10 protein-coding genes and 2 pseudogenes are annotated in these 12,246 nt (G+C 42.4%); 4 read left to right on the top strand and 8 right to left on the bottom strand.

Features of this window, described 5'->3' with window-relative positions; genetic code table 11:
• Positions 1-260 precede the first annotated feature (260 nt).
• On the top strand, positions 261-953 hold the full coding sequence (locus V7K67_RS05480) for a DUF4337 domain-containing protein (protein WP_334705614.1): 693 nt from the start codon (positions 261-263) through the stop codon (positions 951-953).
• Positions 954-1,107: 154 nt separating this feature from the next.
• A complete protein-coding gene (locus V7K67_RS05475; RefSeq protein ID WP_334705615.1) occupies positions 1,108-2,325 on the top strand; it encodes a M20 family metallopeptidase in 1,218 nt (405 codons plus the stop codon).
• A 442-nt stretch (positions 2,326-2,767) separates the two neighbouring features.
• Here V7K67_RS05475 and V7K67_RS05470 read toward each other — a convergent pair whose 3' ends face one another.
• From V7K67_RS05470 to V7K67_RS05460, 3 genes and pseudogenes are all read right to left on the bottom strand, one after another.
• Positions 2,768-3,025 (bottom strand): hypothetical protein, encoded by a 258-nt coding sequence (locus V7K67_RS05470; protein WP_334732913.1) that lies wholly within the window; start codon positions 3,023-3,025, stop codon positions 2,768-2,770.
• A 16-nt stretch (positions 3,026-3,041) separates the two neighbouring features.
• Complete coding sequence (miaB, locus tag V7K67_RS05465; protein ID WP_334732914.1) at positions 3,042-4,421, bottom strand: tRNA (N6-isopentenyl adenosine(37)-C2)-methylthiotransferase MiaB; 1,380 nt, start codon at positions 4,419-4,421, stop codon at positions 3,042-3,044.
• Between the two features lie 512 nt (positions 4,422-4,933).
• Positions 4,934-5,425 (bottom strand): annotated as a pseudogene (locus V7K67_RS05460) (RNA-guided endonuclease TnpB family protein); the annotation flags it as partial.
• A 148-nt stretch (positions 5,426-5,573) separates the two neighbouring features.
• On the opposite strand from V7K67_RS05460, the gene V7K67_RS34300 reads away from it, so the two are divergent.
• Positions 5,574-5,705, top strand: a complete 132-nt coding sequence (locus V7K67_RS34300) for a transposase (protein WP_442943764.1) — start codon at positions 5,574-5,576, stop codon at positions 5,703-5,705.
• Positions 5,706-5,910: 205 nt separating this feature from the next.
• Here the strand turns inward: V7K67_RS34300 and V7K67_RS05455 are convergent, their stop codons facing one another.
• Together V7K67_RS05455 and V7K67_RS05450 are read right to left on the bottom strand one after the other, a co-directional pair.
• A complete protein-coding gene (locus tag V7K67_RS05455; protein ID WP_442943759.1) occupies positions 5,911-7,206 on the bottom strand; it encodes a dihydroorotase in 1,296 nt (431 codons plus the stop codon).
• Positions 7,207-7,313: 107 nt separating this feature from the next.
• Positions 7,314-7,544, bottom strand: a complete 231-nt coding sequence (locus V7K67_RS05450; protein ID WP_334732916.1) for a hypothetical protein — start codon at positions 7,542-7,544, stop codon at positions 7,314-7,316.
• Positions 7,545-7,596: 52 nt separating this feature from the next.
• Here V7K67_RS05450 and V7K67_RS05445 point away from each other — a divergent pair.
• Positions 7,597-7,887, top strand: a pseudogene (locus V7K67_RS05445) (CHAT domain-containing protein); the annotation flags it as partial.
• Between the two features lie 289 nt (positions 7,888-8,176).
• Here the strand turns inward: V7K67_RS05445 and V7K67_RS05440 are convergent.
• From V7K67_RS05440 to uvrB, 3 genes are all read right to left on the bottom strand, one after another.
• Complete coding sequence (locus V7K67_RS05440; protein WP_334705620.1) at positions 8,177-8,521, bottom strand: DUF1815 family protein; 345 nt, start codon at positions 8,519-8,521, stop codon at positions 8,177-8,179.
• A gap of 637 nt (positions 8,522-9,158) precedes the next feature.
• Positions 9,159-9,434, bottom strand: coding sequence for an HNH endonuclease (locus tag V7K67_RS05435; RefSeq protein WP_442943758.1), 276 nt, complete (start codon positions 9,432-9,434; stop codon positions 9,159-9,161).
• 609 nt (positions 9,435-10,043) lie between these two features.
• On the bottom strand, positions 10,044-12,041 hold the full coding sequence (gene uvrB / locus V7K67_RS05430; protein WP_334732917.1) for an excinuclease ABC subunit UvrB: 1,998 nt from the start codon (positions 12,039-12,041) through the stop codon (positions 10,044-10,046).
• Between the last annotated feature and the right edge of the window lie 205 nt (positions 12,042-12,246).

Raw genomic sequence — 12,246 nt, 5'->3', positions numbered from 1 at the left:
ATATCTGAGTCACAGAAACGTCACTGACATAAGTTAATTTGTCGGTATTTGTTTGATTAACAGTAAATTCTTTCTAGTTCTTTGCAACTGATGTTAGCTTGATTGATAGATACTTTGCCCATTGCTGTGGCTAGTGTGCTACTCAGAGTATCAGTAGTATCGGAACAAAGAACTGGGAGCAGAGGTGTCACATGAAGAATACAAAAGTTTCTCGGCACTGCAACCCTTGTTTTATATTTAAGTGAAATTGGTATAACGATATGGACATAAACCCAATTGACCTGCTTGGGGAGGACGACGATGAACCGGAAACGCCAGCTAACCGTGAAAAACGCAAAAGCCGTCTAAATAGTGCTGTAGCAATTGCAGTTGCATTGATAGCAACTTTTATTGGCATCTGCAAAATCAAAGACGATAATATAGTTCAGGCAATGCAGCAAGCTCAAGCAAATAAAATTGATGATTGGGCATTATACCAGGCTCGTAATATTCGTGAAGAAATAGCCAAATCAAATGTGACGCAACTCAAATTGCAATCTCTTTCTCAACCTGCTGCTGTGAGGGCTGACTATGAAAAACAGATTGCCGCTTATCAAAGCATTGCTGATAAAGAAGACCAGAAAAAGCAGCAACAGAAGGTAATTGCCGAACAAGATCAAACAACCTATGACCAGCTTAATTATCATGACGACCAGTTTGATCTAGCTGATGCCTCCTTATCGCTCTCTGTCTCCCTATTTGCCATTACATCTTTATCTCAGAAAAAATGGTTGTTCTACGCCGCCTTAGTTCCAACTCTATTTGGCTTGGTTATGGGGTTATCGGGATTATTAAACTGGCAACTACACCCTGATGCCTTGACCAAATTACTATCCGAAAATTTCTTAGAAAAGCCAGCTGAAGAAAAAATAGTGCTTTCCATTGGTACTTCCCCAAATCCCAAAGCGTTTTAAGGGACTTCCAAATAAAAAATACTCAACTACAAGATTGGATAATTTATTTGTTGGAAGTCCCTAAGAAGATGCTGATGCTGATTCTTCCCCATTCCCGACGATAAACTGGGAAAATAAACTAAGTTAGCTGTACTTAAACTAGTTTGTATTCATAATGGTTTCTACCTTTCCTAATCCCTCTTCTGTTGACCTATCTCGCATTCGACTAGCGATCCGTTCATTGCAACCGCAATTAGTAGAGTGGCGGCGGCGATTGCATCAACAACCAGAGTTGGGTTTTCAAGAAAAACTGACAGCTGAGTTTGTATCACAAAAGCTGCAAGAATGGGGGATTGAGCATAAAACTGGCATTGCCCACACTGGCATTGTTGCCACGATCAAAGGTAACAAACTCCCCACGAACAAAGTTTTAGCGATTCGGGCAGATATGGATGCTTTGCCAATCCAAGAACTCAACGAAGTACCGTATAAATCGCAGCATGATGGAGTAATGCACGCTTGTGGACATGATGGACATACAGCGATCGCTTTAGGTACAGCTTATTATCTCCAGCAGCATCGGCAAGACTTCTCTGGTACGGTGAAAATTATCTTTCAGCCAGCGGAAGAATCACCAGGAGGCGCAAAGCCGATGATTGAAGCTGGAGTCCTGAAAAATCCTGATGTTGACGCGATTATTGGTTTGCACTTGTGGAATAATTTGCCTTTGGGAACAGTGGGTGTGCGTGCTGGAGCAATGATGGCAGCTGTGGAGTGCTTCAACTGCACAATTTTGGGCAAAGGTGGACACGGCGCACTACCTCATCAAACTGTTGACTCTGTTGTTGTTGCTGCCCAAATCGTAAATGCTTTGCAAACCATTGTCGCTCGAAATGTGAATCCCATTGATTCGGCAGTGGTGACAGTGGGTGAACTTCATGCGGGAACTAAGCGTAATGTGATTGCTGATACAGCGAGAATGAGTGCAACTGTCAGGTATTTCAATCCTAGTTTAAAAGGCTTTTTTAAAGAGCGTGTTGAGCAGATTATTGCTGGAATTTGTCAGAGTTATGGTGCGAATTATGACTTAGAATACTGGTCACTTTATCCACCCGTAATTAATGATATTAGAATAGCAGAACTGGTGCGATCTGTAGCCGAAGAAGTGGTAGAAACTTCTATAGGTGTTGTACCAGAATGTCAAACTATGGCTGCTGAAGATATGTCATTCTTCTTAGAAGAGCTTCCTGGTTGTTATTTCTTTTTGGGTTCTGCTAACCCAGCGAAAGATTTAGCATATCCTCACCATCATCCTCGGTTTGATTTTGACGAAACTGCCTTGGCAATGGGTGTGGAAATATTTATTAGATGTGTGGAAAAGTACTTTCTTTAAACTTAATTTATTCACTACTACTAGTGGTCTGTCAAATTCATTTTGATATTCCCCTTAATAGCTTGGTGGTTAGAAATATTTCTAACCCTTTTTGTTGACAATTTTAAATTAGATATTACTATTGACTTAACAGAGTAGTAGGGGTAATAGACAGGGTAAGCGCATCTAATTATGTAGCCCTTGATACAGACAAAAAGCTTTAAACTCTATCTAAATATCAATTTTTCGTTCAAAATAGGACGATTTGTCGTAAATGATTGAAAAAACATGGGTCAAATAGCTTTTTATATTTTCAGCCACATAAATACGAAAATGTCAATCCCACCCCTTGGCTCAGTGTAGTAATTTTGAACTTATTTGTGCTTTGGTTGAACCCCAAAACTACCGTGTCAATAGGGTTTGAGATGCGCTTACCCTGGGGTAATAGATGGAACAATACTAATTAAATAAAAAAGTTAGAACAGAGGAAGGTTCTGGCTAGCTTCCCTTCATCTAATTCAAGCTGCAATCGACTCTGCAACTGGCTAACCTTGCCTTCCCAACCATCAACTAGTGGAATACCTACTGCCTTTTTCACCTGGTTTTTTTCGCCTGGGAACGGCGCACGAGGGAAGCAAGCCTTGATGCACCCCGCGTCAGGTCTGATAGTCACCAGTCCCTTTTTAGCCTTACCCGTCGGTGTTTTGCTGCTATTTACCATAATGCTCATTTAATGCTCAAAGTGTGGAAGTCAGTTTTTGAGTAACTGGCATTAAAGCAACTGGTTCACCCGTCAAGCTAAAAGGTCGAACTTCAGTAATTTTTACCTTCACTAATTGCCCTTGGAGTTCTTTGATGTTGCCACTAAAAAAGGTCAAACGATTACCACCAGTGCGTCCCATTACCTGGGTTTGATCTTTAGGATTTTGGTCTTCTACTAAAACTTCTTCAATGCGTCCAAAGTAACGTTGCGATCGCTCTGCTACTTTCAAGTTTCCTAAATGATTGAGCCGTTGGAGGCGATCGCTTTTTATTTCTTCACTAAGCTGATTGTCCCACAAAGCGGCTGGTGTCCCTGGACGTGGTGAATATGCTGCTGTATTCAACATATCAAAGCCAATATCTTCCACCAGTTTGAGGGTATTCTCAAACTGTGCTTCTGTCTCCCCAGGAAAACCGACAATGACATCAGCACTAATGGAGGCATCTGGCATATACCGCCGAATGGTATCGATAATCCGGCGATATTTCTCATGGGTATAACCCCGCGCCATCGCCTTTAAAAGTTCATTATCCCCAGATTGAAAGGGAATGTGGAAGTGTTTACACACCTTGGGCAACTCAGCACAAGCCTGAATTAATCTCTCAGTAAAATAACGGGGGTGACTAGTCGCAAATCTTAGCCTTTCAATCCCCGGCACATCATGGACGTAATAAAGCAAATCTGTAAAGTTGTTCAGATGCCGACCTTCTGCTGTCACTCCGGGTAAATCTCTCCCGTAAGCATCAATATTTTGACCGAGTAGAGTAATTTCTTTGTAACCTTGCCGTCCTAATTCTTCCATTTCAGCCCGGATAGCTAACGGGGTGCGAGATTGTTCGACACCGCGCACATTGGGAACTACACAATAGGTACAGCGTTCGTTACAGCCGTAAATCACATTTACCCAAGCAGTTACTTTGCTATCTCGTCGCGGCTGGGTAATATCTTCAATAATGTGAACTGGCTCAGTTGCTACAACTTGGTTGCCTTCAAACACCGACTCTAGCAAATCTTTAAGACGGTTGGCATGTTGTGGCCCCATTACCAAGTCTAATTCTGGCACTCGCCGCAACAGCGCTTCTCCTTCTTGCTGGGCAACACAACCAGCCACGATGAGGGTTAAATCTGGCTGTTCATGTTTGCGCTTCGCTTGTCTGCCCAGGTAAGAATATACCTTTTGTTCCGCATTATCTCGAATTGTGCAGGTATTGTAGAGAATTACATCTGCATTATTTGGGTCTTGGCACCACTCAAAGCCCATTTCTTCCAAAACGCCAGCCATGCGCTCTGAGTCAGCTTTATTCATCTGACAACCGAAAGTAGTGATGTGGTATTGGCGTTTAGAAGTGGTCACGTCGCTTCGCTCCGAATTCAAAATTCAAAATTAATGATCCCCATAAATAAATGATGTTGTTGGTCAATTCATGATGGGTTAAACCCCTCGCCCTTAAAGCCTTAGTTTAGCGTTGCTTTCCCGCCCTGCAATAAATTGCGGGCTAAGAGCTACTGTGCGTTGAAACGCACTCTTATTAAAGAACTTGCCAATGGATTGGGGCTAATGGGTTAAACCCCCTATCAATTCGCCAACAACATCATAAATTTAGTTGCTCTGTATCATGAGTCGTTTTCGGTCATGGGCAATTCTGCTTAATCAGCGTAATGTATTATAAGCTTTATTTCTATTCTATGAGTTTGAATTGGGGACTGGGGACTGGGGATTGGGGATTGGGGATTGGGGACTAGGGATTGGGGACTGGTTGTACTCTGGTGACTCTTACAGCAATTTTTAAATAGATGAGGTACAAGATGCAGGAATCAAAATTCAGACGTCAACCGCCCCACCCACTGTTGTGATGGGGCTTGTAACTAACCGAGAGACTCGGCTGAAACATACGGCATATTGACTGATGCCTGCTCCTCCGTCCCTTGGGTAGAGGAGAGAATGTAGTCATCCCTGACATTGCTAGCAGCATTCCAGTCAGCGTGTGTCCGATGTCCACAGTTTTTGCAATGGAATCTAGACTTATGGCGATAAGTCCTGCAAATGTGCTTACAGATATTGCACTTTTGGGATGTGAATCGAGGGTCTTGGTGGACTACTCGTTTGCCCAGTGCTTCTGCTTTGTAGGACAAAAACTGCTCTTGCTGATAGAACGCCCAGCTACCCAACCATTTATTCATTTTCTTGCCCCGTCGCTGAGTGCGAATACTGGACAAGTCCTCTAGCACAAAGACTGCAATTAAGGGTTGGTTGGCTAGCTTTTTACTCACACAATGATTCGTATCCCGCATGAACCGCTTCTCACGACCAGACATCGCGTTCATTCGACGCTTGGCACTGCGAGTGCCTTTTTGCTGGAGCTTACGACGATTGTATTACCTCAATCCTGATGTTGGTTTTTTCTTGGGAACGCTTTTAAATTTGGTGGACTTAATAGCCTCAAGTGCGTTATCTCGCACTGTTTGTGACAAAGCAGAAGGCACACTTGGAAACTGAACCCTTAACATCAGAGACCTTAAAAAACGTCGCTTTTGGGGTTCAGGAATGTGGAGTGATGGCACGTTCTACTCGTCTGTTGGCGGAGTCTCGGAAGAAGCAGTGAAGCGGTACATTGAGACTCAGAAAGACAGAGGGTAACTCGCTTACCCGATAGGATAATGCTAATAAAAAGTTTCTACTTCCTGCCTCCTACCTCCTGCCTCAAAACCCATAGTTTTGTACGTCATGTAAAAGAAAACTGCTGTAAGATTTGAATTGGGATTCAGACCCCAAGCAAATCTTAATCATATTTTCTTCCCCAATCCCCAATCCCCAATCCCCAATGTCAGAATATTTTACATTTTTAACACCAAGTTTGCACAACATGACCCTTTAACTGTTGTCCTAACCAAGGTGTATTTTGTGAAAGTGTATAAAGACTTTTCCGTTCGACTTTCCAGGTTTGTTGGGGATCAAATAAAGTCAGTTCCGCTGCTTTATGAGGTAGAATCGCACTTACTTTCTGCCCTAAACACCCTGCTGGACTGGCACTCAATGCCCGCCATAATTCTAAAGCTGTAAATTCTTCAGTTTCAACGAGATATTGCCACAGCAAAGGTAATGCTAACTCTAAACCAATTGCCCCGGCTGGTGCTTCGGCAAAGGCTTGGACTTTTTCTTCGTAGCTGTAGGGTGTGTGGTCAATAGCGATCGCATCAATCACACCTGTACGTACTCCTGCACGCAACGCCACCACATCGCGAGAATTACCTAAAGGTGGGTCTAAATGCAAGCTAGTGTGATAACTCTTAACTGCTTTTGTATCTAGTAAAAGGTGCATCCAGGTGGTGCTGGCGGTGATTGGTAAACCAGCCGCCTTAGCTGAGGCGATTAATTCCACGCTGCGAGCAGTGGAAACGCGCATAATATGGACTGGTGTACCGATTGCTGCAACCAATTCAAGCATTGCTGCGATCGCAGTTGTTTCAGCGCTGGCAGGTATTGGAGGTAAACCGAAACGGAGAGCATCTGGCCCTTCTCTCATGACACCATTTGCTGTTAATTGGCGATCGCTAGGCCAAAATGCTACTGGTTTCCCCAACGGCTGGAGATACTCTAACACTCCTCGCACCAACGCCAAATTTTCTAACGGCTTACCATCTGTAAAACCAATAACTCCAGCCGACGCTAAATCTGCCAATTCCGTCATTTGCTTCCCAGCAACATCAAGGGTGATAGCACCCCAGATATGAAGCAGGGGGAGAGGAGAAACAGGGAGAACCAAATTAATTTTCTCCATCTCCCCCATCCCCCCACCTCTCCTCTTCTGCAACTGTGCCACAAGTGCAGGGTTATCAATAGCTGGGGATGTATCGGGTAAAATGCTAACTCTGGTAAAGCCGCCAGCAGCAGCAGCTTGTAAAAAAGACGAAAGAGTTTCCCGTTCTTCAAAACCAGGCTCCCCAGAGTGGCTGTACAAATCCACCAACCCAGGCCCCAGAACTAATCCCTGACAATCTCTGATTTTAGTATCGGGACTAATGTCAGAAATGTGCGAAGCTACTGCTTTGATATAACCATCAGTAATCACTACATCAAAGAGTTCATCGATTTCAGAAACCGGATCAATGACCCGTACTTGTTGCAGCAGTTCCATCATAATTTTTTTTAGTTAGGAGTTAAAAATAAAGTTAGGAGTTAGAAGTTACAAGTTATGAGTTAAGATTTACCAGTTATTTGTTCCTTGCTCATCATTTTTAACTTTATTCATAACTGCCCCAGTTTCTCCACCAGTTCGATAACCCAATACCAAGGGCAAAAGTCATCAGACAAAATGACCCGCTCGTTGGGTTGCCCAGGCGATGGGAAGCATTTTTGCAGTGATTGGTACTCCAGCCCAACCACCCAAACCTCGCGGAAAGTCTCCAGGGTAGAAGACTGATCAACCATGTAACAAGCACCAAACCATTGAGGAGCCGTGTGAAGGGAAACTTTCATGCACGGTTTTGAAGACCAACGGGGTTGGTGACAACCTCGTTGAGTTTAATACGGTGAGGAAATCTTGGGCTTTGGCTATCAGATGCAGCTAACCGGCGCTAGAGCCGCGATCGCCTCTTTGTGGTCTGTGGATGATGGTGGTACACAAGCACTTATGAGTGCTTTTTATGGCATTCTTTCTACTGATAAGCTGACTAAAGCTGAAGCTTTACGACAAGCTCAAGTATCATTGATTAATGGAAACTGGAAGTCTCTCAGTCACAAGGCACCTGTAGCAGCAGTTAGTAACTTTAGTCACCCATATTATTGGGCACTTTTTATTTTGATTGGCAATGGACTTTAGGTATATCGCCGCTACTGCCAGATTTATCAAAACACCGTCAGCATTTTGGGAAAATAGGAGTGCCCAATTACCCAAACTCTGACTTTGGTGTGTTTTAACACCTTCTAGCTAAAGGCTCAAAATCCGGCTTGTGAGGTTTTGGAAAATACAAAAAATTTGCGATGGGCAAGCTACAAGCCAATCACTTAATGGTAATGGAGAATGGTAAGAGCGATCGCTAACTAAGCGACTATTACCGATTACCAGTTACCGATAATCAATTTCTAACTTGCCATCGATCTTTGGAACCTTAATACTTCTTGGCAAGAGTTTTAGAGCCTGTATCAGTTTGCATAGATTTCTTGACAAGATTAGCCAGTTCGTCTAATTGGCTAATTGCTTCCGCACCTTCTAGCTTCATTAATTCGCGGTCATCCCGCATTTCCGTCCAAGTGATCCCGTAATCGGACACTAAAAACCGAATTAGATGGTTATCACCCAAGCTAACCATAAACGATGCACTATTCATTTGGTCGCCACAGGTGTAGCAGGACGCAGGATACCCACGCCGCTCAAGTACAACCGCCAATGCTTGCAGGTTCATTACCAAGTCTTGGACGAATTGTCGATGTTGATGTGCTAGTCTCAGAAACACTTTTGTCCTCCAGACACCACAGTTATTTGAGTCTCTTTTATATTTTCTTTAGATTTTCTCATCCACTGGTATTGTAAACTATTCACTACAATTACCAGACAAATAATATTGAGTCGTTAATTGACTACCTTGTTTAGGGTAGTGGATCGGGGTTTTGAGGGCCGTATCAAACTATTCAGTTTGCAAATTCAAAATCTCGGACAGAATTGCTAAATTTAACTATATCTTTATACACTTCTGTCAGGGTAGATTCTTACAAGAAGCGATCCGCTTTAAGAGTAACTTAAATCTAGCACTAGTCAACTACAGAAAAGCTACATATTTCGTTTTTATTGACGAAATTTGGCCAAACTGACTGTAATTAGAAGCAATAACATAGTTTTTCGTCATTATAGTATCTTTTACTCAGGTGTTTGGTCTATTCTCTTTATACCGTAGATTTTGGTATAGACAAATGATGAAATATACCAAATTCATTGCTCCTATATATATAAAGTTAAACAGATGACAGTGTAAATTTAATATTCCGTGCTAAAAGCAGCTAGTTGTAGCTCTTTACACAAAATTTACGTAATTGATAGACCAATACGCTTAAGCTTCCCCGCGCTAAAGCGACGGGGATTTCTGAAGAGTCCAGTTAGAGTCGATTAGGAAGTTGCCCTCCTGACCTCTCCTTCAGAACCGTGCATGAAACTTTCGCTTCACACGGCTCCTTGATACTTCCACCTTTGTTATAGGTACGATTCAAAAACGGGTTATTGTCGTGATTCTTGATTAAAGAACCGTCGTGAGCCGTCTTTATGTCGTGACAATGTTTGTGTAAAAGTTGTAGGTTATCATAGATGTCTTTTCCACCTAATGATGTTGGTTTAATATGATCAACTTCTACAATGTCTGTACTTGTGAAATACAAACCACAGTGAGGACAAATACCTTTTTGTTTCTTATTTGAAGTTTACGAACTGCTTTAACATCGCCTCGTTCACTCGCTTGAAATATTCGCTTTTGCAACTTAAAAGTTACCTTTTAACCCCGCTTTAACCTGTTGGTTGCTACCCAAACGAACTAGGGGTTATGCCAATACGGTTCGGTTAAGGCAAGAGACGCGATAAATCGCCGTCTCTACAATAGACATCTCCGAAAAACAATGTAGAGACGTAGCACTGCTACGTCTCTACAAGGGTTATGGGTAAAGCATATTTAATTTCTGGACATGTCTAATAATCAGGCTTGTCATCAAAAAACCTTATCCGAACCGTATTGGGGGTTATGCTTTCACCTCAGCACTTGAGGGATGGGACTTATCGCACGGCGGTTCACCCATAAATGTAATCAGTTATCACCAGTTTCAATGACTGGGTTAACCGTCCCATAAGCGTTTTTAGCTTATGGGACGGTTAAACGAATCGCACCAAAAGAACTTTCTTAGGCTGACGTGAGCATGAAAACAGCAGTTCCCCTGGTACTTTATTTTTTCGCAAATCCCTTACCTTAATGGACAAAAGCCGTAATGAACAAAGCACTAATGTCCCAGAATTTTATCCCGCAGATGTTTGATGCGATCGCGCAATTTTGCCGCCTCTTCAAATTCCAGTTTTTTCGCGGCTTCTTTCATCTGCGCTTCTAACAGAGTAATCAATTGGGGAATCTGTTCTAATGACAGTTCATCTAGATGTTCATCTACAACTTTCAAGTCAGTTGCATTCAACCGCCGAGATACATCTAAAAAAGCCAAAATCGCATTACTTGATTTTTTCACAATCGGTTGCGGTGTAATTCCGTGCAGTCGATTATGTGCCGTTTGAATCCCACGCCGCCTGTCTGTTTCATCAATAGCTTTAATCATGCTACCTGTCATGTTATCGGCATACAAAATTGCTTGTCCCTGGACGTGACGCGCGGCTCTACCAATAGTTTGAATTAAGGAACGCTCGGTTCGCAAGAAACCTTCTTTATCTGCATCCATAATTGCAACTAAGGAAACTTCGGGTAAATCTAAACCTTCCCGCAGTAAATTCACACCAACCAAAACATCAAATTTCCCCTCGCGCAAGTTCTGCAAAATCTCAATGCGCTCAATAGAAGTAATCTCGGAATGTAAATACCGTACCCTGATACCGTGGTCTTGCAAATATTCGGTTAAATCTTCCGCCATCCGCTTGGTTAATGTGGTAATTAACACTCGTTCATGACGATCGGCTCTATCTTTAATTTCTCCTAACAAATCATCAATTTGTCCTTCTGTGGGACGCACAGAAATTTCTGGATCAACCACCCCAGTTGGTCGAATCACTTGCTCAACTACATGGTCTTCAGAAATTTCTAATTCCCAATTTCCGGGAGTTGCTGAAACAAAAATACATTGATTCACCTTTTGCCAAAATTCCTCGGCTTTTAAAGGACGATTATCAGCAGCGCTAGGAAGACGAAATCCATGATCGATTAAAACTTTTTTTCTCGCTTGGTCGCCGTTATACATCCCACGAATTTGGGGTACAGTAACGTGAGATTCATCGATAACTAATAGCCAATCTTTCGGAAAATAATCAATTAAACATTCTGGTGGATCTCCAGCTTGTCTTCCTGCTAAGTGACGGGAATAGTTCTCAACGCCGTTGCAGTAACCTACTTCGCGTAGCATTTCTAGGTCATAGCGTGTACGTTGATCTATACGTTGCGCTTCTAATAATTTCCCAGTTTGTTCTAAGTCTAATTTTTGCTGTTTTAACTCGGCTGCAATGTCATGACAAGCTACTTCTAACCGTTCTTCTGGGGTGACAAAGTGACGTGCAGGGTAAATATTTACCGCTTCCAAGCTTTTGAGAATTTCACCTGTCACCGGGTCAATATAACGAATTGCGTCAATTTCATCACCAAAAAATTCAACGCGAATAATTCGGTCTTCATAAGCTGGGCCAATTTCTAAGACATCACCCCGGACGCGAAATTTTCCCCGACCCATTTCGATGTCGTTGCGACTATATTGAACATTTGCCAAATCCCGTAAAATTTGGCGTTGATTTACTTCCATACCTATCTGAAGAGAGATGGCAGCTTTTAGATATTCTGCTGGCATTCCTAAACCGTAGATGCAGCTGATGGAAGCAACGACAATGACATCACGGCGTTCAAAAAGCGATCGCGTCGCTGAATGCCGCAACATATCTATTTCATCATTAATCGCTGCTGTTTTTTCAATATAAGTATCGGTAACGGGAATATACGCTTCTGGCTGATAGTAATCGTAGTAGCTAACAAAGTACTCAACTGCGTTGTTGGGAAAGAAATCTCGTAACTCGTTACAAAGCTGGGCAGCGAGGGTTTTATTATGCGCCAGAACTAAAGTAGGCTTGCCAATTTTCTCAATAACTGCTGCTACCGAAAATGTCTTACCAGTTCCAGTGGCTCCTAATAAAGTTTGGTAACGATTGCCTGATTGGATACTAGCAGAAAGTTTAGCGATCGCTTGTGGTTGATCGCCTGTGGGACTAAAGGGAGCTTGAAGACAAAATTCTGTCATACAGTTTTGCTGTAAATACCCTATCTCATGGTGATGATTCCGCCCTGTATCCATTGTAGCTGGCTTGTTAGACTAAAAAATTAGTAATAAATTTTTACAAAACTTATTAATTTAAATTTACTTATGTATCTGTTTTAAAGATTCTTATATCTATATGAGGTTTATTAAGGTTAAACTCTAGAGTATATGGGAAAAAAATTTCATC

The sequence above is a fragment of the Nostoc sp. genome, assembly GCF_036917155.1.
In the GTDB taxonomy this organism is placed as follows: domain Bacteria; phylum Cyanobacteriota; class Cyanobacteriia; order Cyanobacteriales; family Nostocaceae; genus Nostoc.
This window is presented reverse-complemented; position numbering and strand designations above follow the sequence as displayed.